General features: G+C 52.4%; 20 protein-coding genes and 2 rRNA genes (1 of these 22 only partly in view). 4 read left to right on the forward strand and 18 right to left on the reverse strand.

All coding sequences use genetic code 11. The features are described 5' to 3' along the window. Together SIL79_RS07295 and rrf are read left to right on the forward strand one after the other, a co-directional pair. Positions 1–2,254: ribosomal RNA gene (locus SIL79_RS07295) — 23S ribosomal RNA — on the forward strand (it extends 742 nt beyond the left edge of the window). A 180-nt stretch (positions 2,255–2,434) separates the two neighbouring features. Further along, positions 2,435–2,550 (forward strand): 5S ribosomal RNA (gene rrf, locus SIL79_RS07300). A gap of 516 nt (positions 2,551–3,066) precedes the next feature. On the opposite strand, the gene SIL79_RS07305 is transcribed toward rrf, so the two are convergent. Next, a protein-coding gene (locus SIL79_RS07305; RefSeq protein ID WP_319619097.1) for an IS630 family transposase occupies positions 3,067–4,105 on the reverse strand; the annotation gives its coding sequence in 2 pieces (ribosomal slippage) (positions 3,067–3,645 and positions 3,647–4,105; 1,038 coding nt in all). Positions 4,106–4,502: 397 nt separating this feature from the next. Here SIL79_RS07305 and SIL79_RS07310 point away from each other — a divergent pair. Beyond that, positions 4,503–5,693 (forward strand): BaiN/RdsA family NAD(P)/FAD-dependent oxidoreductase, encoded by a 1,191-nt coding sequence (locus SIL79_RS07310; protein WP_039035186.1) that lies wholly within the window; start codon positions 4,503–4,505, stop codon positions 5,691–5,693. A 60-nt stretch (positions 5,694–5,753) separates the two neighbouring features. On the opposite strand, the gene SIL79_RS07315 is transcribed toward SIL79_RS07310, so the two are convergent. The 6 genes from SIL79_RS07315 to SIL79_RS07340 form a co-directional block, all read right to left on the reverse strand. Beyond that, positions 5,754–8,897, reverse strand: coding sequence for an efflux RND transporter permease subunit (locus SIL79_RS07315; protein ID WP_039035185.1), 3,144 nt, complete (start codon positions 8,895–8,897; stop codon positions 5,754–5,756). 8 nt (positions 8,898–8,905) lie between these two features. Then, complete coding sequence (locus SIL79_RS07320; RefSeq protein ID WP_071477116.1) at positions 8,906–10,558, reverse strand: efflux RND transporter periplasmic adaptor subunit; 1,653 nt, start codon at positions 10,556–10,558, stop codon at positions 8,906–8,908. A gap of 26 nt (positions 10,559–10,584) precedes the next feature. Then, positions 10,585–10,905: a heavy metal-binding domain-containing protein gene (locus SIL79_RS07325; RefSeq protein ID WP_039035183.1), complete on the reverse strand. Its 321-nt coding sequence runs from the start codon at positions 10,903–10,905 to the stop codon at positions 10,585–10,587. A 115-nt stretch (positions 10,906–11,020) separates the two neighbouring features. After that, positions 11,021–11,488 (reverse strand): hypothetical protein, encoded by a 468-nt coding sequence (locus SIL79_RS07330; RefSeq protein ID WP_233962809.1) that lies wholly within the window; start codon positions 11,486–11,488, stop codon positions 11,021–11,023. A gap of 122 nt (positions 11,489–11,610) precedes the next feature. Further along, complete coding sequence (locus tag SIL79_RS07335; RefSeq protein ID WP_039035182.1) at positions 11,611–12,066, reverse strand: DUF2057 family protein; 456 nt, start codon at positions 12,064–12,066, stop codon at positions 11,611–11,613. Between the two features lie 69 nt (positions 12,067–12,135). Beyond that, positions 12,136–12,501: a hypothetical protein gene (locus tag SIL79_RS07340; RefSeq protein WP_039035181.1), complete on the reverse strand. Its 366-nt coding sequence runs from the start codon at positions 12,499–12,501 to the stop codon at positions 12,136–12,138. Between the two features lie 388 nt (positions 12,502–12,889). On the opposite strand from SIL79_RS07340, the gene SIL79_RS07345 reads away from it, so the two are divergent. Next, positions 12,890–13,453 carry a NapC/NirT family cytochrome c gene (locus SIL79_RS07345; RefSeq protein WP_039035180.1) on the forward strand — a complete coding sequence of 188 codons (564 nt, stop codon included), beginning with the start codon at positions 12,890–12,892 and terminating at the stop codon, positions 13,451–13,453. Positions 13,454–13,573: 120 nt separating this feature from the next. On the opposite strand, the gene SIL79_RS07350 is transcribed toward SIL79_RS07345, so the two are convergent. From SIL79_RS07350 to gspG, 11 genes are all read right to left on the reverse strand, one after another. Beyond that, entirely contained in the window at positions 13,574–14,008 is a 435-nt protein-coding gene (locus SIL79_RS07350) for a GNAT family N-acetyltransferase (protein WP_319619098.1), read from the reverse strand. 4 nt (positions 14,009–14,012) lie between these two features. After that, positions 14,013–14,825, reverse strand: coding sequence for a 3'(2'),5'-bisphosphate nucleotidase CysQ (gene cysQ, locus SIL79_RS07355; RefSeq protein WP_039035178.1), 813 nt, complete (start codon positions 14,823–14,825; stop codon positions 14,013–14,015). Between the two features lie 59 nt (positions 14,826–14,884). Next, on the reverse strand, positions 14,885–15,448 hold the full coding sequence (nudE, locus tag SIL79_RS07360) for an ADP compounds hydrolase NudE (protein WP_039035177.1): 564 nt from the start codon (positions 15,446–15,448) through the stop codon (positions 14,885–14,887). Positions 15,449–15,664: 216 nt separating this feature from the next. Next, the gene (locus SIL79_RS07365) at positions 15,665–16,426 is read right to left on the reverse strand and encodes a type II secretion system protein N (RefSeq protein WP_039035176.1); all 762 of its coding nucleotides are present in this window, start codon (positions 16,424–16,426) and stop codon (positions 15,665–15,667) included. Between the two features lie 9 nt (positions 16,427–16,435). Continuing rightward, positions 16,436–16,915: a type II secretion system protein M gene (locus SIL79_RS07370; protein ID WP_039035175.1), complete on the reverse strand. Its 480-nt coding sequence runs from the start codon at positions 16,913–16,915 to the stop codon at positions 16,436–16,438. Next, positions 16,916–18,106 carry a type II secretion system protein GspL gene (gspL, locus tag SIL79_RS07375; RefSeq protein ID WP_071477114.1) on the reverse strand — a complete coding sequence of 397 codons (1,191 nt, stop codon included), beginning with the start codon at positions 18,104–18,106 and terminating at the stop codon, positions 16,916–16,918. It lies immediately after the preceding gene. Between the two features lie 48 nt (positions 18,107–18,154). Beyond that, complete coding sequence (gene gspK / locus SIL79_RS07380; protein WP_039035173.1) at positions 18,155–19,147, reverse strand: type II secretion system minor pseudopilin GspK; 993 nt, start codon at positions 19,145–19,147, stop codon at positions 18,155–18,157. Then, a complete protein-coding gene (gspJ, locus tag SIL79_RS07385) occupies positions 19,147–19,890 on the reverse strand; it encodes a type II secretion system minor pseudopilin GspJ (protein WP_039035172.1) in 744 nt (247 codons plus the stop codon). The genes gspK and gspJ overlap by 1 nt, the downstream gene beginning before the upstream one ends. After that, positions 19,871–20,254, reverse strand: a complete 384-nt coding sequence (gene gspI, locus SIL79_RS07390) for a type II secretion system minor pseudopilin GspI (protein ID WP_039035171.1) — start codon at positions 20,252–20,254, stop codon at positions 19,871–19,873. Before gspI ends, gspJ begins: the two co-directional genes overlap by 20 nt. Next, positions 20,241–20,816 (reverse strand): type II secretion system minor pseudopilin GspH, encoded by a 576-nt coding sequence (gene gspH / locus SIL79_RS07395; protein WP_101095905.1) that lies wholly within the window; start codon positions 20,814–20,816, stop codon positions 20,241–20,243. Before gspH ends, gspI begins: the two co-directional genes overlap by 14 nt. Position 20,817: 1 nt before the next feature. Beyond that, entirely contained in the window at positions 20,818–21,252 is a 435-nt protein-coding gene (gene gspG, locus SIL79_RS07400) for a type II secretion system major pseudopilin GspG (RefSeq protein ID WP_039035169.1), read from the reverse strand. Between the last annotated feature and the right edge of the window lie 36 nt (positions 21,253–21,288).

Below are 21,288 nucleotides of genomic sequence, written 5' to 3' on the forward strand. Positions count from 1 at the left end.
ATTAGCGGATGACTTGTGGCTGGGGGTGAAAGGCCAATCAAACCGGGAGATATCTGGTTCTCCTCGAAAGCTATTTAGGTAGCGCCTCGGACGAACACCTTTGGGGGTAGAGCACTGTTAAGGCTAGGGGGTCATCCCGACTTACCAACCCTTTGCAAACTCCGAATACCAAAGAGTGCTATCCGGGAGACAGACGGCGGGTGCTAACGTCCGTCGTCAAAAGGGAAACAACCCAGACCGTCAGCTAAGGTCCCAAAGTAATTGCTAAGTGGGAAACGATGTGGGAAGGCTTAGACAGCTAGGATGTTGGCTTAGAAGCAGCCATCATTTAAAGAAAGCGTAATAGCTCACTAGTCGAGTCGGCCTGCGCGGAAGATGTAACGGGGCTAAGCAATTCACCGAAGCTACGGGTATCAGCGCATCACCTGATGCGATTTGCTGGCGTGATTCACTTTGTGAATGACGCCCAAGCACCCAACACGTTGAGTCGAAAGATGAAACAGGGTGTTTAAGTCGTATGAGGGATGCGCTGATGCGGTAGAGGAGCGTTCTGTAAGCCGTTGAAGGCGAAGGGGTAACCCACGCTGGAGGTATCAGAAGTGCGAATGCTGACATGAGTAACGATAAAGGGGGTGAAAAACCCCCTCGCCGAAAGACCAAGGGTTCCTGTCCAACGTTAATCGGGGCAGGGTGAGTCGACCCCTAAGGCGAGGCTGAAAGGCGTAGTCGATGGGAAACGGGTTAATATTCCCGTACTTCTGCTAACTGCGATGGAGAGACGGAGAAGGCTAGGCCAGCGCGGCGTTGGTTGTCCGCGTTTAAGGTAGTAGGTGGTGTGCTTAGGCAAATCCGGGCACACATACACTGAGAGCTGATGACGAGTCCCCAAGGGGATGAAGTGGTTGATGCCATGCTTCCAGGAAAATCTTCTAAGCTTCAGGTTAGTAGAAATCGTACCCCAAACCGACACAGGTGGTCGGGTAGAGAATACCAAGGCGCTTGAGAGAACTCGGCTGAAGGAACTAGGCAAAATGGTACCGTAACTTCGGGAGAAGGTACGCTGCCGGCGGTGAAGACCTCGCGTCGTAAGCTGCTGGCAGTCGCAGATACCAGGTGGCTGCAACTGTTTATCAAAAACACAGCACTGTGCAAAATCGCAAGATGACGTATACGGTGTGACGCCTGCCCGGTGCCGGAAGGTTAATTGATTGGGTTATCTTCGGAGAAGCTCATGATCGAAGCCCCGGTAAACGGCGGCCGTAACTATAACGGTCCTAAGGTAGCGAAATTCCTTGTCGGGTAAGTTCCGACCTGCACGAATGGCGTAATGATGGCCACGCTGTCTCCAGCCGAGACTCAGTGAAGTTGAAATTGCGGTGAAGATGCCGTATACCCGCGGCTAGACGGAAAGACCCCGTGAACCTTTACTATAGCTTGGCACTGAACATTGACCCTACATGTGTAGGATAGGTGGGAGACTTAGAAGCGAGAACGCCAGTTCTTGTGGAGTCAACCTTGAAATACCACCCTTGTAGTGTTGATGTTCTAACCTTGGTCCCTTATCGGGATTAGGGACAGTGCCTGGTGGGTAGTTTGACTGGGGCGGTCTCCTCCCAAAGAGTAACGGAGGAGCACGAAGGTTGGCTAAGTACGGTCGGACATCGTACGGTTAGTGCAATGGCATAAGCCAGCTTAACTGCGAGACAGACACGTCGAGCAGATGCGAAAGCAGGTCATAGTGATCCGGTGGTTCTGAATGGAAGGGCCATCGCTCAACGGATAAAAGGTACTCCGGGGATAACAGGCTGATACCGCCCAAGAGTTCATATCGACGGCGGTGTTTGGCACCTCGATGTCGGCTCATCACATCCTGGGGCTGAAGTCGGTCCCAAGGGTATGGCTGTTCGCCATTTAAAGTGGTACGCGAGCTGGGTTCAGAACGTCGTGAGACAGTTCGGTCCCTATCTGCCGTGGGCGTTGGATGATTGAGGGGAGCTGCTCCTAGTACGAGAGGACCGGAGTGGACGAACCGCTGGTGTTCGGGTTGTCATGCCAATGGCATTGCCCGGTAGCTACGTTCGGAATCGATAACCGCTGAAAGCATCTAAGCGGGAAGCGAGCCCCAAGATGAGTCATCCCTAGGTCCTAGAGACCTCTAAAGAGCCGTTCGAGACCAGGACGTTGATAGGCAGGGTGTGTAAGCGTTGCGAGGCGTTGAGCTAACCTGTACTAATGACTCGAGAGGCTTAACCATACAACCCAGATGGGTTTTACGGACTTGAAGAAGTTAGATACTTGATTGAAGTTTGAACTCAAGCTCTGAAAAGAGCACAGCTTTCTGAATTTAGGAATGAATTTATCAAATACATCCCTGTATTTGACCCTAACGGGCCGCGCTAAAGCGCGTTTAAAATTTGTTCCGTACAATTTTATGTCTGGTGACAATAGCATTGTGGTCCCACCTGATCCCATCCCGAACTCAGAAGTGAAACGCAATCGCGCCGATGGTAGTGTGGGGTCTCCCCATGTGAGAGTAGGTCATCGCCAGACGCCCAATAAAATGAAAAATCCCCAGCACTCTGTGTTGGGGATTTTTCGTTTTAATAGCATTTTGATATGTCCACTCTCACATGGGGAAGATAAAGAGTCCGAACGCAGTGAGGCACAATCCCATGTGGAGTAGGGTGAGGTTGTCGTGTTTATCAAACTCAGTTTGATGCGACAAACGAACGCGCAGAGCTTGCTCGAAGCTGGTCATCGCCAGACGCCACTTTGGTTTTCACTTTTTACTCTTTATTAAAGAAATGAGTGAAGACAAAACAGTAACGATAAATCCCCAGCACTTTGTGTTGGGGATTTTTCGTTTTAATAGCATTTTGATATGTCCACTCTCACATGGGGAAGATAAAGAGTCCGAACGCAGTGAGGCACAATCCCATGTGGAGTAGGGTGAGGTTGTCGCGTTTATCAAACTCAGTTTGATGCGACAGACGAACGCGGAGAGCTTGCTCGAAGCTGGCCATCGCCAGACGCCACTTTGGTTTTCACTTTTTATACCATTCCGCATTAAAGTTCAGTCACTTTCGCCCAGTCTCTGGTGCACATCTTTATCACTCGCTTTGTACTGCTGACGAAGTCGTTCCAAGCCTGACTGCAAGCATCCACAATGTCCTCATATCCTTTGAAACAGCGATTAGCGAGATGACGTTGGCGTAGCCAACTCCACACCTGTTCGATGGGGTTTAGCTCCGGGGAATAGGGCGGCAATTTGAGTATCGACAAGTTGGGGATATCAACTGCAATGTCATTGGTATGCCACCCTGCACCATCCATTACCACCACAGCATGTCGTCCTGGTTTAGTTCGGTTGGCGATCAGTTCCAGGTGCTGGCGCATGATGTCCTTATTAACAAACGGCGTGATGATGGCTTCAGTTTCTCCTGTTGCGGGACAGACTGCGCCGAAGAGGTGCGCGTATTCAAACTGCTGCTGTTTTAGCGCTCTGGGTCTACTGCCTTTCGGTGCCCAGAGTCGTGTTGTTGTATTTTGCTGACTAAATCTGGCTTCGTCCTGAAACCAAATATCAATCTGGTGTGGTCGTATATGGATAGGTGTGTGAAGGTTAGTTTCCAGAGTAAACTTTTTTAAAAGCGTTCTGCACGCCTTGAGTCTGTTTGGGATGCCTGGAGCGGCTGGTTATCCAGCTGAACCCCATGCCTTTGAGTAGCTTGTAGATATGATTGAGGTGGTACTCGACACCAAACTCACTCAATATGTATTGCTGGATATCTGCCCCGGTTAGCCTGCCTCCCTCATTCGATTGTGCTTTGAACTCAATATATCTGGCGAGCCTCCGCTTTTGGTCATTGGACAATGATGGTCTTTTGCCGGGTCGCTGCTTATCTTCAAGCCCTACGAGCCCTTGCTCAAGATAGTTTGAGACCCATGAGTTGACGCTGGATCTTGCCACCTTCAACTGGTTCGCTACTTGAGTACGATTACGGGATTGCAAAAATATGGACACGGCGAGTAATCGCATACGCTTTTGGGGATTTTTTTCTTTTTTAGAGAGGCAAAGCAAGCTTTCGGCAGTTTCAGATTTCATGGGCCAACTATAAGTGTTGAGTTGCCTACCATTAGATCAGACTTCAATGCGGATTGGTCTTAGTTTCCATCGGTAAGTTTTTTAAAAGCCGCTTGAGCTTCATCAGATTGCTTGGGGTGTTTTGAACGGCCTTGGCCGGTTTGCGCAAGCACAGTGACCATTATCAATCGATTTTAGCTGGATGATGAGGGTTTGTTGATTTTGCTCGGTATGGACGGCTTCAAAGCCTTCCCAGAGCGCAATGGTAAAGGTAAGATTCGACATCGAGAATGGTTGGGGTTGGTCATTGTTTTTGTTTGGCGACTAAACAATAACTCCAACCGTTTTCGTTTCCAGTCCACACTAATCTGCGATGAACCTTTTTTATTGCCCCTTGTTGGGCCAGAGAGTGAGCGTTATGTCAGTTAAACAGCATCAGGTGATCATTATCGGCGCTGGCGCCGCAGGGTTAATGTGTGCCCTCACTGCCGGGTATCGGGGCCGGGATGTCCTTTTGCTGGATAACGCCAAACAACTGGGGCGCAAAATTCTGATCAGTGGCGGCGGTCGCTGTAACTTCACCAATCAGAACATTGAACCGGGCGCCTACCTCTGCAGTAACCCACACTTCGTCAAGTCGGCGCTGGCTCGTTTCAGCCAGTGGGACTTTATCGCCATGGTCGAGCGGCACGGCATCGATTATCACGAGAAGACCCTTGGACAGCTGTTTTGCGATGACTCGGCCAAAGATATTGTCGATATGTTGACCACAGAGTGCGATTGGGCAGGAGTCAAAATTCAGCTGCGTACCGAAATTCTGTCTGTGGCAGCCACAGATGGTGGTTACAGCCTGCAAACCAGTGAAGGGGAATACCGTTGTAAATCTCTGGTGATAGCCACTGGTGGCTTGTCCATGCCGAAGCTCGGGGCAACACCGTTTGGATTCCGTATCGCCGAGCAGTTTGCCATCAAGGTGCTGCCGACCACTGCCGGGCTGGTTCCCTTTACCTTACAGCCTGAAGACAAGGCCAGGTTTGAAGGCCTGTCCGGCATCAGCTTGCCGGTTATCGCCAAAGCCGAATGCGGCAGGCAGTTTAGAGAGGCCATGCTATTCACCCACAGAGGTTTGTCCGGGCCGGCTGTGCTGCAGATCTCCTCCTACTGGCAGCCAGGCCAGAGTGTGCTGTTTGATTTACTGCCGGACCTGGATTTTGTCGACTGGTGCAAAACAATCACTGCTGAATCACCAAAATTGTCGCTTAAGAATGGACTATCTCGGCTGTTACCTAAGCGCTTGGTTGAGAGGCTGCAGGAGCTGGGTGAATTACCCAACAAGAACTTTAACCAACTGTCCAAGGCAGATGTGGCGGCGCTGGACAGTTATTTCCACTGCTGGCAGATCCAACCCGGCGGCACCGAGGGTTATCGCACCGCCGAGGTGACTCTGGGCGGTGTGGATACCGATGAGTTATCTTCCAAGACCATGGAGGCCAAGCGTCATCCCGGGCTCTATTTTATCGGTGAAGTGGTGGATGTCAGTGGTTGGCTCGGCGGCTATAACTTCCAGTGGGCCTGGAGTTCCGGCTACGCCGCCGGTGAAGTGGTGTAACTGAGCTCAATCCAATAAAAACGGCTGCATTGGCAGCCGTTTTTGCGAGCATCAGTTTGCTTATTCAGCCTTGGCCTTGCTCAAGTGGCGACGGTAGATCAGCAGATAGAGCGCCGGCAGAACAAAGAGCGACAGCACTGGGGCGGTAACCATACCACCGACCATGGGCGCGGCAATCTTCTGCATCACGTCGTTGCCCGAACCTGCGCCCCACATAATAGGGAGCAGACCGAAGAAGATGGTCGCCACTGTCATCGCCTTGGGGCGGATCCGCATTACTGCACCTTCAATCAGGGCGTCCTTGAGGTCTTCCACTCTGTGGTATTCGCCTCTGTCCTGCTTATGCTTGATGGCATTGTTGAGATACACCAGCATGACCACACCAAACTCGGCGGCGACCCCGGCGAGGGCTATCATGCCCACCGCGACAGCGACCGACATGTTGTAGTCCAGCAGATACAACAACCAGGTACTGCCCACCAAGGCGAACGGCAGCGACAGCATTATGATGCTGGCCTGCATGGATGAGCCGAAGGTCATCATCAGCAGAATGAAGATCACCGCTAGCGCCATGGGGATCACTTGCTGCAGTTTGGCATCGACCCGCTGCATATATTCATACTGACCGGCAAAGCTGTAGCTGTACCTGGCAGGCAGATCCAGTTCCTGCTCCAATACCGGCTTGACGGCTTCGATATACTCACCAATGGACGTGCCGTCAATATCGACAAATACCCAGGAGATCAATCGACCATTCTCGCTCTTGAGCATAGGCGCGCCATCAGTGATTTCGATGTCGGCCAGATTGCGCAGCGGCAGATAGTGGCCACTCTTGGTGATCACCGGCAGCTCTCTGAGCTTTTCGATATTGTCACGCAACTCTCTTGGATAGCGCAGGTTGATGGGATAGCGCTCGGCACCTTGAACCGACTCACCGATATTCATGCCGCCAATGGCGTAACGTACTACGTCCTGAATATCGCTCAGGGTCATGCCATATCTGGAGGTCACCTCGAGTTTCGGTGTGATGTCTATGTAGCGGCCGCCACCCACCCGCTCGGCATAGGCCGACTTGGTATGAGGCTGAGCCGATAGAATCGCTTCTATCTGGGCCCCTATCTCCTGCAGTTGATTGACATCGGCGCCGGTGATCTTAATCCCCACTGGTGTCTTGATACCGGTAGACAGCATGTCGATACGGGTCTTGATCGGCTGTACCCAGGCGTTGGTGAGACCGGGCACTTTTACCGTACTTTGCAGCTGAGCAATGATGCCGTCGAGATCCATGCCTTCGCGCCACTGCTCTTTGGGTTTGAGCATTATGGTGGTTTCCAGCATGGTCAATGGCGCAGGATCCGTGGCGGTTTCGGCGCGGCCTACTTTGCCAAACACCCGCGCCACTTCCGGAACGGTTTTGATCAGCCGGTCGGTTTGCTGCAGCACTTCGGCGGCCTTGCTGGCGCTGATGCCCGGCAAGGCTGTTGGCATGTACAGAAGATCCCCTTCCTCGAGCTCTGGCATAAACTCGCTGCCCATATGACTCACTGGATACCAGGCACTGGCCAGCGCCACCAGAGCCGCCAGCAAGGTCAGCTTGGGGAAGCGCAGCACGGCATTGAGCATAGGTTTGTAGATGGCTATCAATACCCGGCTCAGTGGGTTGCTGCTTTCCGAGGGGATCTTGCCGCGGATAAAGAAGCCCATCAGGATAGGCACCAAGGTGATTGACAACACAGCCGCGGCCGCCATGGCAAAGGTTTTGGTATAGGCCAGAGGGCTGAACAGCCTGCCTTCCTGGGCTTCGAGGGCAAATACCGGCACAAAGCTCAGGGTAATGATCAGCAAGGAGAAGAAGAGTGCCGGGCCCACCTCAATAGAGGCTTCGGCGACAATTTTCCAATGCTCTTTGGTGTCGGGTTGGCGCTGATGGTCTTGTTTGAAATGCTCGAGGTGCTTGTGCATATTCTCGATCATCACAATGGCACCATCCACCACGGCCCCGATGGCGATAGCGATACCGCCAAGACTCATGATATTGGCGTTAACCCCCATCTTGTTCATCACAATAAAGGCGATCAGTATCGACAGTGGCAGGGTAATAACGGCCACCAGGGTCGAGCGGGCGTGCAGCAGAAACAGCAAGCAAACAATGCCGACCACTACCATCTCTTCCAACACCTTGTGCAACAAGTTGTCGACTGAGTTTTCAATCAGTTGCGATCTGTCGTAGGTGGGAACTATCTCCACGCCTTCGGGGAGACCCGCCTTGAGTTCTTCCAGCTTGGTTTTCACCGCCTCGATAGTCGCCAGGGCGTTTTCCCCATAGCGCATGACTATGATGCCACCGACGACTTCGCCCTCACCATCGAGCTCGGCTATGCCACGGCGAGATGCCGGGCCCTTACGTACGGTGGCAACGTCTTTCAGCAGCAGCGGTGTGCCTGAAGGACTGGTGATCCCCAGTGGGATTTCACGAAAGTCCGCCAGTGTTTGACGATAGCCCTTGGCGCGCACCATGTACTCGGCTTCGGCCATCTCCACCACAGAGCCGCCGGCCTCGTTGTTGGCCTTGGTAATCGCCTGCTTGACCGAGGCGATGTCCAGCTTGTAAATCGCCAGCTTGTCCGGCTCCAGCACTATCTGATAGGTCTGTTCCATGCCACCGACAGTGGCGACTTCCGATACCCCGGCAACACTCTGCAATTCCAGCTTCAAATACCAGTCCTGCAAACTCTTGAGTTGCGAAAGGTCCAGATTCCCGCTGCGGTCTACCAGGGCATATTCATAGATCCAACCGACCCCGGAGGCATCGGGCCCCAGTGAGGGTTGCACCCCTTCGGGTAGACGGCTGCTTATCTGGCTCAGGTACTCCAATACCCGGGAGCGGGCCCAATAGATGTCGGTGCCATCTTCAAAGATCACATAGACATAGGAGTCACCGAACATGGAATAGCCGCGCACCGTCTTGGCCCCGGGCACGGCCAGCATGGCGGTAGACAAGGGATAGGTCACCTGTTCCTCTACCAGCTTGGGCGCCTGTCCCGGATAGGCGGTTTTGATGATGACCTGCACATCGGACAGATCCGGCAGGGCGTCGAGCGGCGTGGTACGCAGCGCCTGAATCCCCCAAACCGTCACCATCAGGGTGACAATCAGCACCATCACCCTTTGTTTGATGGAGGCTTCAATGATTTTTTTCAGCATGTTGCCTCCTAGTGCTGGTGGCCTGAGCTCAGGCGCATCAGGCTACCCTTGAGACTGGCTTCTGAATCCAACAGGAATTGCCCGGAAATCACCACGTTTTCGCCTTCATGCAGGCCTTCGAGGATCTCTGCCTTACCCTGACTCAACATGCCGACAGTGACCTTTCTGGCACTGAAACTGGCATCATCCTGTTTGACTATGACCCGGTTTTCCTTGCCTGTTTGGATCAAGGCTTCCTGGGGGATCACCAAAGTATCGCGTTTCGGGCCACCATAGAGGGAAACCTTGGCCAAGGTCTTGGGCCTGAGCTCCATCGCTTGATCATTGTTGAGTACCACTCTGACTCTCAGGCTGCGGGTGATGGGATCCAGTTCGGGATAGATGTAATCAATCTTGCCTTCTATGCCCTTGAGCCCCATGGCGGGGATATTGACCTCGGCGGTCTGGCCCACTTCCAGCCAGCTCTGCTCGTTTTCAAACACATCGGCAATGACCCAGACCTTGGAGAGGTCAACCAGTGACATGACCTCGGTCTGAGGTTGTATATACATGCCGTCACGCACCGCGAGTTGTTTGACTACGCCGCTTTCGCGGGCGTAGAAAGGAACCCGGTATTGGGTCTTGCCTGTCTTGGCCAGCTGTTTGATCTGCTCTTGGTTCATGCCCAGTAGTTCGAGGCGTAGCCCGGCCTTGCGCAATAGCTCTTGGTAGTTGGCACTGTTGCCTGAGCGTTTCAGCGTCTCCTGGGCCAACAGATAGTCGTCCTGGGCATTGACCAGGTCCGGTGAATAGATCTCGTACAGCAACTGACCTTTCTCGACCCTGTCACCGACAGACTCTACTTTAAGTTTTTCAATCCAGCCGTTGACCCTGGCATGGATATGATTGATTTGGCTCTCGTCATAGTCTATCTGGCCGACTGTTTTGACAAACTTCCACAGCGTGTCCCTTTCCACCTTGGCTACCTTGAGGGCCAAGGCTTGTTGCATCTGGCCTGAGACATCAATCTCAACGGTTTCCGAGTGGCCGCCCATCTCGACTTTTTCCAGATTCATGCCGCAGATGGGGCAGGTGCCGGGCACATCGCTGATGATATGCGAATGCATGGGACAAACATATTTGATGTTACTGCCCTGATCCAGAGGAGCTGGTTTGATCTCCAATGCGGGTTTGCTCTGCTGCATGGCGTGCTGGCTATGGTCATTAGCCTGGTTTTCCGCGGCTTTAGTTTCTGTAGCCAGGGTTTCTGCAGCTTCGGCGTGACCGGCATGGGAACCTGGCTCCTCTTCTTCCTCTTCGACCAGGAACATATTGCATTTGGGGCAACGTCCCGGCTCGTGACTGGTCACTTCCGGATGCATGGGGCAAACATAGGTTTTTTGCTGAGCCTGTGTTGGTTCTGCCAGGGCTTCAGTGGCCTCATCTTTGACCAAAAACATGTTGCACTTGGGGCAGCGTCCCGGCTCATGGCTGGTGACTTCCGGATGCATGGGGCAGTAATACTCCTGGGTTGCCGTCCCATGTTGATGATCTTTGTGTTGTTCCTGCCCTTGGGGCTGATTGCCCTGGGCCATTGCCTGCATACTCCATTGCGGGCCGACAGCCAGCACCAGACTAAGCGCACAGGCCAGTCGTTGGCGTTTACGGTTTGAATCGCTCATATGCCTCATCTCCAGCTACAGCTTGTTTAGTGGTGGTGGTGTTTCTGGCCAGCTACAGGCTCAAGATTCATACCACACTTGGGGCAGGAGTCACCTTTCTTGCCTGTCACTTCAGGATGCATGGGACAGTGATAGTCGGCTTGTTGCGGTTTTTCCAGAAACATGCCGCATTTGGGGCAGGAATCGCCTTTGTTACCTGTCACCTCCGGGTGCATGGGGCAGCTATATTCGGCAGTTACCACGGCTTGTTGCTGACCGTGGTGATGATCTCGTTCACTTGCGAAGCTGGCTCTGGCCAGGGTGACAGACAATAGGGCAATAATCAGGACGCTGATAAAGGTTTTCATTGATTCACTCCGTTTGGGATACGCTTTGGCCAGGTGCAACTGTGCACTCTTGGGGCTTATCCCATTAAAAATTTGTATTTATTGGCAGATTTTGGGCACAGGTGTGCCTTGGATATCAAACTATGGGTGGCTTGATTGTCTGGCCGATAGAAACAGAGTGGAAATGAGGCATAGGCGTGGCCACGGCGGCTTCGGGCAGAGACATCACCGGCCAGGAACCGACGGCAATGAGAGTACCCGCTACGGATATCACCAGACAATGGTTACAGTCGCTCTTGCAGAATCCTTTGCCTTCACAACAATGACTCACAGTGTCGGGAAGCACTGTATCAATTTGCGAGTCATCGCAGCAGTGACTGGCATTTGTCTGTTGAGTGTGACAATCCATGGTGGCAGCCATTGAGTGTGCCGTGGAGTCCATTTTTCCGGAATGCGCTTCAGCTGTTGGCACCATCCAGTGTCCATTGGTTAGCATACCCTGCCCGAGCAATGCGAGCATGGTAAACAGAACCAGGATGTGGTGGCGAACCGATAGCATCTTGAGCTTGAACTCCAGAGAGAATGGACCCCAATAGTCTACCATGCTTTCAAAAGCTTGCCTTGATATGACTCACATCTGAAGAAGTGTGATGACATTGCTACACTTTTTCCGGCAATCATTGTTAGCAGCATGGTAGAGCCTCTGTCTCATTCCACTCTGAAAACTCAGCGGCGCAGCTGTGCCAACCAGTCGGCCATCAGGCCTCCGTGGGTCATTACCTCGGCAGGAACAGCCTGACCGGCTTCATCAACAACTTGTAACTGTGGACTGCGAATAAAGGCGTTGGCTTCTGCCTCGGTATCCAGAGTCGGTAGCTGCAGTTGCAGACTTTGTTGTTCGGCAACAGTCAGTGTCAGATAAAGAGGACCGGATTTAACCCAAGCGCCCGAGTCATCGGCATTGACGGCAAAAATGTCCCGGTATTTGAGTTCGACAACATGTTTTCCGGCGGCTAACTGGTGGCGGTCAAAGTTGGATACAGCTTGGCCATCAATAGCTTTGATCACCAGATTATCCGGCAGGTTCAACTCGGCTGCGAAACTGCCCGAAGCCATAAACAGGCTGGCAAAGATTAACAGGGCGGCGCTAAAACGAGATGCAGAAATTTTGTATGCAGACATAGTGGGAACTCCCAAAAAATATTCAGATGTAAAAACATTAACTAAAGCTTTGCGGCCGTAAGGCCAGAGTTACATCTGTGCTGAATTGGGAGGGGGTGTTTGCTGTGAGAGTATAGCGGTTTGCAAGCTCCAGCTAGGCAGGGCGATCTGCTGGCTTCCTGTCACCAACAAAGGATGGCCGGCGGTAAGCAGGCTTACCCCTGGTGTGCAGTGGCTGGCACAGTTGCCCATGGTGCCGCAATCCATACCCAGATCGCAGTCTGGGCAATGCTGCTGGCCTTGGCAGCAATCCATATCCATAACCATGCTGGTGGATGCAGATGAGTTCATGGCTGCCATTGACTGATGCTCAGACACTGAAACAGACGCGGCTGCAGGCATCACGGCCTGTCCCAGCGTCATTATCAGTGTCAGTATCAACAGCAAGCTTCTCATCGTTATCCTTTCGTTCTGGTGAAGCACGCAGTCTGTGCTTACCTCAATAGACAGACATCTTGATTAAATAGTTTCGTCTTGTCCAAAATAAAATTGTTCATTACCTCCTTAACGTCGCTTGGATCACATTTATTGTTTCGAGAATTGGTTGTATGTTAATTATTCGATTGACTATGCTTGATTAAGCGTGTGCCATGCTTTAAGTTTAGGAAAAGTGCATATATGGCATTAACTTAAAATTCAGTCGTCATTAGGCCTTGAGAGTTAGAGCTAAGTCTCATTTTGCACTTTTCGGGTCAGATTAATGAAAGAAAACTGGTTTATAATCAAATTTCAGAACAACGAATAGCTCAATATAGATATAAGAATTTTATTTTGGAGAAGAGTGATGAACTGGCGTGCAATCTTTAAACCCAGCGCAAAGTATTCCATCCTGTCGCTACTGGTCGTCGGCATAGTGATAGGTGTTGTTGGCTACTTCGCTACCCAGCAGACGCTGCATGCAACCAGTACAGATGCGTTCTGTATGACCTGCCACAGCAACCACTCACTGAAAGATGAAGTGTTGGCATCTGCCCACGGTGGTGGTAGTGCCGGTGTTACTGTTCAGTGTCAAGACTGCCACTTGCCTCACGGTCCGGTTGACTATCTGGTGAAGAAGATCATTGTTTCCAAGGATCTCTACGGCTTCCTGACTATCGATGGCTTCAATACTCAGGAGTGGTTGGACGCTAACCGTAAAGAGCAGGCTGATAAAGCACTGAACTACTTCCGTGCCAATGACTCTGCCAACTGTCAGCATTGCCATACCCGCATCTATGAGAACCAGCCTGAAACCATGAAGAAAATGGCTGTTAGAATGCACAGCATGAACTTCAAGAAAGATCCTGAAAGCAGAAAGACCTGCGTGGATTGCCACAAGGGTGTAGCGCATCCTTATCCAAAGGGTTAATCATTTTGAGCTGGAAAAACCGCTGCTTGCAGCGGTTTTTTTATATCTGAAGTGAAGCCGGACTAGCGATCGACAGGCTTGATGGGGGCTGGAGCGATTAAACAAAACACTCGGTGTTTTTTAACTTTGCCAGCGCATCAATAGTCTGTGTTCACCAACGCCAAAATAGTCGGCTTCCAGTCCCAGGTTTTCAAACCCCATGCGGCTGTAGAGATGGCGGGCGGAATTATCCGGCGCTACCGTCAATAACAGTTCATCGACACAGTGGCTGCAATCATCCAGACAAGCACTGAGTAATTGCTTACCTATCCCTTGACCTTGTTTCGTCGGAGATACAGCCAGCGACAACAGCCAGTGCTGTCCAGGCTTTTCGCTGCTCACCCGCAGCAGGTAACCTACCAGCTGACCGTCGACAAAGCTCCCCAGAAAACCACTGGACCAAGCATCCAATGCCTGACGGAAAAAGAAGTCCGGGTAGCAATGCTCACCGAAGGTTGCCAGTTCCAAGGCCAATACCGCATCCAGATCGGCTCTGGATATTGGTCTTATCTGCATTAGATTAATCTCCGGTCAGTATCTTGTCCCATTCGAGGTTCGGGGAACCGACCACGATAAAGTTGGGGTTTTCCAACGACTCACGCTCGTTGTAGGTCAAGGGTTGCAGTTCAGTATCCATTAATTGGCCACCGGCTTCTTCTATGATGATTTGCGCTGCGCCTGTATCCCACTCGCCCGTAGGGCCGACACGTACATAACAATCCGCTCTGCCCTCGGCGACCAGACAGCTCTTGAGCGCAGCGCCACCGAGCGCTACAAGTTCACAATGTTTGGGTTGGTTGAATAGCTTGAGCACGGACTGCGGATCCTGACGGCGACTGACCGCCAGGCGCAGGGCGTTATTCTGTTCTTTCGGTAACAGCTTGCTGTGAATTCGCAGCTCCGTCAGGGAAGTGCGCTTATAAGCTCCGAGTCCCGCGATGGCGTAGTAGCATACTTCGGTCATGGGCGCATAAACTACACCCATAATAGGACGGTTGTGCTCAACCAAGGCGATAATCACCGAGAAATCGCCGCTGCCGGCAATAAATTCTCCGGTGCCATCCAAGGGATCCACCAACCAGTAGCGGCGCCACTGGCTGCGTTCAGAAAGGGGAATATCAGCTGCTTCCTCAGATAATACCGGGATATCCGGTGTCAATGCCTGCAGGCTGCTGCAGATGATATTGTGGGCCGCGATATCGGCCGAGGTGACAGGGGTATTATCTTCCTTGGTTTCCTTGCTGAAACTGCCTTGTTGGTAGATCTGGCGAATTTTCTGCCCTGCTTCCATTGCAATGGCGATAACATGATCTATCAACTCTTCTGGCTTCATAACTACTCCAAACGCTTTCCATCGGATAAGCAAAAGTCAGTGGCCGGGAGTGGCCATTTTTAGGGGGATTCAGTCAGTCTCAGCTGTTTCATCGCCAAAAACAAGGCGCTGACGCTGCGTCCTTCTGAAAAATCATTCATGTCCAGCAGTTCTTGCCAGCGTTCCAGCGGCCAGGGAACCAGCTCTATCGGCTCAGGTTCATCGCCTTCCAGGCGACTCTCATAGAGATCTTCGGCCAGGAAAATTTGCATCTTACTGGCGAAATACCCGGGAGCCAGACTCAACTCCTTCAGCTTGGTCAGTTTACGGGCACCATAGCCTATCTCTTCCTGCAGTTCACGGTTGGCGGCTTCAGCGGCGGTTTCACCCGGGTCGATCAGTCCCTTGGGAAAGCCAAGCTCATAGTTGTGGGTTCCCGCGGCATACTCGCTGCCCAGCAGTAACCACTCACCATTGAGAACCGGCACCACCATAACAGCACCACGGCTGGCACTTTTCATCCGCTCGTAGTGACGTTCCTCTTGATTGGAGAAACGCAGGTGTACCTGTTCTATTTGAAACAGACGACTGCGGGCTACAACTTCGGTGTGCAATATTTCCGGCTTCTTCTGCCGCTCTGTCATAGAGGCCTCTGACGCTGACAAACTGAAAATGTGACTCAGGCTACAATGTTATACCAATTCACACGAAATAACAGAGCTGCAGAGTTTGTCGGGGCGGTGGGGTTTTTCGGATTAGTTGATTTAGATGCAAGCGTTTGCGGGTTTTCGCAAGAGTTTTAAACGGGAAAGCTCAACTTGAATAAACGGCAGCCGGGAGGAGCCCGGCTACCTACTTATTTAAAGACCCGGGATTTTGCCGTTGTAATTGATGGGGAAATATCCTTGGGGATCACGCTTGCCCAGAAATGGCAGCGCTTTTTTCAGATCTTCAGACTGAGCCTGAGTCTCACGAATGCGAGCCTTGACCTCAAGTTGTTCATTGGCCTTGAGCAGCAAGGTGCCGGCCACGCCTATGGCGTTTTTCTCCTCATCGGTCGCCAGTTGCACCTGACCGGCAACACACTGCAGGCCGAGTTCTATGTCTCCCAAGGGATATTGACCAAACTGGTTCTTGATGCCGACCCGATTGAGAAATACTTTGCCGCTGAGCGCCTCACACCAAGGCTGGCCTTGTGCCAGAGTATCCAGCAACACAGAGACATCACCGCTCACTTGAGTGCGAAATGGCAGACGACTGCCAGCCAAGAGAAACTCGGCCGGTGCTTCAAAACGCAGCTTCTCAGCGCTGATAGCGCCGGCAGCCAAGGTGACTTGCCCCTTGGCGTTGACGGCACTGGCGCGACTGCCCAGCTGGAAGTCCAGTTTGGCTTTGCCGGTCAGCAGTGCCCAGGGACTGAGCTCCCAGCTCAGCTGCTCCAACTGACGTTGTTGCAGCTTAATGACATCAATACTGCCGCTCCAGATAGTGCCGCTGACGCCACCGAGTTGCAGATTATTTGGCAGAGGCGCCAGCGAAACCGCCAACCTTGCGGGAAAGAGTGCCAGCATAAATGCCAGGTAAATCAGCACACAGAGTATTATTTTACTAATCAGTTTCAAGACTACACCTTACGACTGAGATAACTGGATTCGTCTGACTTTCACCATGCCAGGGCTATCACCTTCGGCCAGATCCAGGCTGTCCAGAGACAATCCCTGTTTCTGTACCAGATCCCCAAGATAGGAGATCAGGCTATCAAAGGGCACTTCATCCATCCAGATCTGGATCTGTTTCCCCTGTGGTGCCATGCGGGTGATCTCTAAGTCATAGCTGGCGGCACTCTGGGTCACCACAGTGCTGAGACTACCCTTGAGAGCCGGTCTGTTGCCGCTCTGTTTGATCCCGGCAATCTTATTGGCCGTCTGTTTCACAAAACTGAGCATCTGGGTCTGAGCATTGAGGTTATTCTGTGCCTTCTGTTCGGCATTGCTTATCGGTGTCCAGATCCCCCAATAAAGGACCCCGACAGCGACTATTACTGCCATGGCCGCGACCAATTGCTGCTCCCGCTGTGCCAGAGATTCCCACCAGTTACGCAAATTTTCCATTTATTTGCTCCTTAGGGTCAGAGTACTGGTAACCGCATTTTCAGTACTGTTCATTGCCCCTCCCTCGAGATGGAATTGACGCCCGGCCAGCTCTTTGAACTGTTCTATCTGGGCGTAGCTCTTGGCCGTCACCTGCATACGGATTTCATTGCGCCCGGCATCAAATCTTAGGCTGTTGGGTTTGAGATCCGGCACTTGTTTGAATGCACCTTCCAGTCTATCCAGCATGGTAAAAAACTCGCCACCCGAGCCGCTACCCTGCAGGGCTCTGAGTTGAGATTCCAGCTGTGAGCGCAGATTGACTATCCGTGAACTGCCGGGAACCACCTGGCGATAAATGCTTTCGCTCTGGGCCTTCAAGTCATCGGCCTCGGTCTGCATCTGATGTATGTTGAGCCCCTTGTTAACCAAGCCAAGCAGCAGGGCTATGGTGGCGACGATTGCCACCCGTTTCCAAAGCAGTAGGTGCTTGCTGTATTCACGCTTGGGAACATAGGGGCCGGATAGCAGATTGATAGGTGACTTGAGCAGCCCTTTGGCCAACACCAGCATGGGCATTTCCAGCGGCATCTGCCGACACTCCAGATCCGGCCATTGAAATTCGGTATAGCAGGCCAGGCTCGGTGCTGTTTGCTGCTCTTCGAGCAACCCGGGCAGTAAGGGTTGCAGCCAGTCCTTGGGCATGCTCATACCCATGCCCTCGGCTGTACGCAGTAAGAGTTGATCTTCATAGGCCATCAGGGCCCAATCACAGTCTTCCCGCTCCAGTGCCAGACAATCCGGTACCATTTTACGCACTTTGAGCCCGGCCTCGTTCAGCCAGGAGAGCCAGTTTTGCATCTGCTCATGGGCAACCACGGCCACACTCAGGCTCTCGCCGCTGCGGGGGCCAACGACAAAGTGCAGCTCATCAACATTCTGGGCCAGGGTATCTTCAAGCAGGAAAGGCAACGCCTTGAGAGCCTGGCGTTGGCCCTTCTCCGGTAGTTCGACCGAAGTGAGCTGAATGGCACTGGCCGGCACCAACACATCGACCGGCCGATTACCGGCTCGTTGCGTCAGGGTCGCCAGCGACCGCGCATCAACCAGCTCTCCCGAGGCAATAATCTCCTGTTCCTGCTCAGACCATACGACCCAGGCGCAGGGCGAGCCCAGGTTTTTGCCTAAACGGATAAATAAGCGTTCACTCACTATTATTCTCCACAATCCCTGGCCTTGGAGGCTTAGGGGCTTGTCCTGTTATTCTTGTCCGCCATATTGCCGGGTCAACACTTCGAGCTGATTCCCACCCACTATATGCAGCATACTTTCCAATCGGAACAGGGCATCATCTACCCTGGCCTTGGCCTCCAGCTTAAAAAACTTACTGTTGACCACAAAACTGGACTTGAGCTGATCATTCTTACTGGCAATCGAGGTCAAAGAACCCAGCGCCCAGAAATCTTCTATTTTGTCGAAGCCCCCCGCTGGGCGCTGGTTAATAATGCTTTCTGCTTCGCCTACCGAGATCTGGTTTTCCAGCATGCCAGCCAGCAGTGCAGCCTGCTCAACCTTGATGGTGTTGACGTTCAACAACTGTCGGTCATTTCCCGGTATGGCGCAAACATAGGGCTTTAAAATGCGATAAGTCTCTTGGTTAAAGCCAAACACAGCCCTGAGTTCACTGCTGTGACTCATTAGCGTGTTGGCCGCCCGGTAAGGGACAACCCGCGCTTCATACTCGGCATCTTCGGCGCCAAAGGGTGAGGCTATAGAATCCTCATCCAGATAATCTTTCAACGTATGGGTCAGACGTTCGGCACCGAATTCATCCATCCCCAAGGATTCCAGTAATCCTTTGAACTGTCTGGCGGCCAGCGGCATCTTCTGCGGTTGCCCATCTGTCGTCTCTTTGCTGCTGACACTCAAGGCATTGAGGTTAAAACAGCTGCGAAGATCGGAAATGGTGCCGCCGATTTCGCCATTTTCTGCCGGGAGAATGACATCTGCCAGTGCCCAGTACTGTTGCAGATGCACCCGACCTTCAGAGTCATCCAGATCCTGTTTCAATACCTTACGCGCTAACTCTTCGGCCGAAATGGCATACCAGTAAGCTTGGTCATACTGCGCCAGATTTAAGGTTCTGCGCACTGATAACTGATTGCGCCCGGTAATACTGGTCGCCAGCACGGCCACAATCGCTACTATCAACAGCACCACTATCAGAGCAACCCCTCTTTGTTTGCCTTTCATCAGAGTTCCTCTTTACCTTGGCCTGAGTCGTTACCCTCTTGGCCGTCCGACTCCTGCTGACCACCATCTGTATTAGTGCCGCTGTTGTTATCCCCTTTGTTAGTGTCGCCACTATTATCATTCTGTTTGTCGGCTGCCGGGGCTCCAATCGGCAACAGGAATTTGCGGCTGATAACGCCTCTGTCCTCTGTTTCTATCTCTATGGCGATCGCCTTGGGTAACTTGCTGGCATCGGCTTTACGTTGCCACTTGTCCTCGACAAAAAAGGCGTACTTTACCGATAGCACCTTGTCCATCAATACGGTTTTAATCGGCTCGGCGCCGAATTCCGGCTCTGGATAAGGATAGTACCAACGCTCAAGTCGGCCTTCCTGTACTACATAGGCCACAGACTGCAGGCTGCCTCTTGGCAGTAAACCTCCCGGGTTGAGCCACCCGAGACGAAAAAACACCAGCGCCTCGGATTCAGAGTCCAGAATATCAGTCCCGGTTTGAAACACTGTGCTGCCACGGCCGCCTTCCAGTAGCCTGGGAGTACGGGCCACCATCTGGCCCAGATCCCGCTCCAACACCCCAAAGCCCTGCTGCAGGTATTTGAGTTGCTGTGAAAAATCGCGGGTCACCTCATCGTTCTTCAGCACAGTTTGTAATACAGCATTGGCTGCCAGGCCCAACATGGCGAAGATCGCTATGGCGATCAGCATCTCCAGCAGGGTAAAGCCGCTATTCCTGCTTGAGTACATAAGAGTTCACCTGAGCGATGATCCGCTCGAATTTGTCATCATCGCTGACACTGATACGGATCATCCGAAAATTATCATCTGTGGTCTTGACCACCTCTTTGCGCCAATACCAGGTTTGGCCGGCCAGTTCGCTACGACCATCTTTGCGTCCAAGAGCAGGAAAGCCTTTTTCCAACCTGGCATCCACCATCTGGTTATCGGCCACCCACTGTGCCAGGGTGCGCTGTTCCAGAATCGGCATATTGGCAATCTGATCGCCTATGCTCTTGGTAATGGCCACCGCCGCAATGGCAAACACTGCCAGAGCGACTATCACTTCCAGCAGCGTCATCCCCTTTTGCCGGGCAAGTTTATTCGAAATCATCGAACCTCCCCAGCTTGAGGCGACCCAGGCTATCACCACTTACCAACACCTCAACGGTTTCGCCCATGCTGTCGCTGGTAATAAAGCTCAGCTCGAAAGCTGTCATTTCGCCACTTGGCAACAGCATGATCTGCGGCTCGGGAAACTTCTTTTTGTCCGCGTCCGATTCTTCGATAAAGGGCTCGTCGAACCAGGAGTCCTGCTCTTCATCTTCCTGCACCAAAGGCAGGCCTTCGAGCTCTACCGACAGTTTGATGCCTTCCGGCAACTGCTTTTCGGCCAGTAGCCTGTCCTGCTCCAGCGGTTGCCATTTGTTCTCTTTAAACAGCACGAAGTGGTACTTGTCCTTGTCCACCACTATGCCGATAAACTGGCCACTGAGTACGGTTTCATCCAGTACAGTCTCGGTGGCCGCCATAAATCTCTGCGCCTCACGGGTTAACTGTTGCTTGGGACCGCTGTCCCCCATTGTCATGGTCACAGCCGTAGCTGCCAGCCCCATCAGCAGCACTACCAACATCACTTCCAGCAGGGTAAAACCCCGTGAGTGCTTGTTTTGCATCTTATTGGAAATCTTGCAGATTCCAGTTGCCTATATCGTCTTCTGTGCCGGGCTGGCTATCAGGGCCTGAGCTGAAGACGTCTATCTTGCCGTGTTCGCCCGGGCTCATCAGTAGATAAGGATTACCCCAGGGATCCATAGGCAGACGCTTAACGTAGCCTCCGTCGCGGTAGTTACGTGGCTCAGGAGAAATGGTCGGCTTCTGGACCAGAGCTTCCAGTCCCTGTTCGGTTGTGGGGTACACGCTGTTGTCCAGCTTGTACATGTCCAGCTGGTTTTCCAATGCGACTATGTCAGACACCGCCTTTTGTTGGTCTGCCTTGTCCTTGTTACCCATCAGATTGGGTACCACCATGGAGGCCAAGATCCCCAGGATCACTATCACCACCATCACTTCCAACAGGGTAAAACCTTTCTGTCTGTTGTTGCTTTGCATTAACTTACTTCCTCCTAAAAAATCTCACATGGCTGC

Origin of the sequence: Shewanella indica (genome assembly GCF_033842865.1) — a bacterium.
Lineage (GTDB): Bacteria > Pseudomonadota > Gammaproteobacteria > Enterobacterales > Shewanellaceae > Shewanella > Shewanella indica.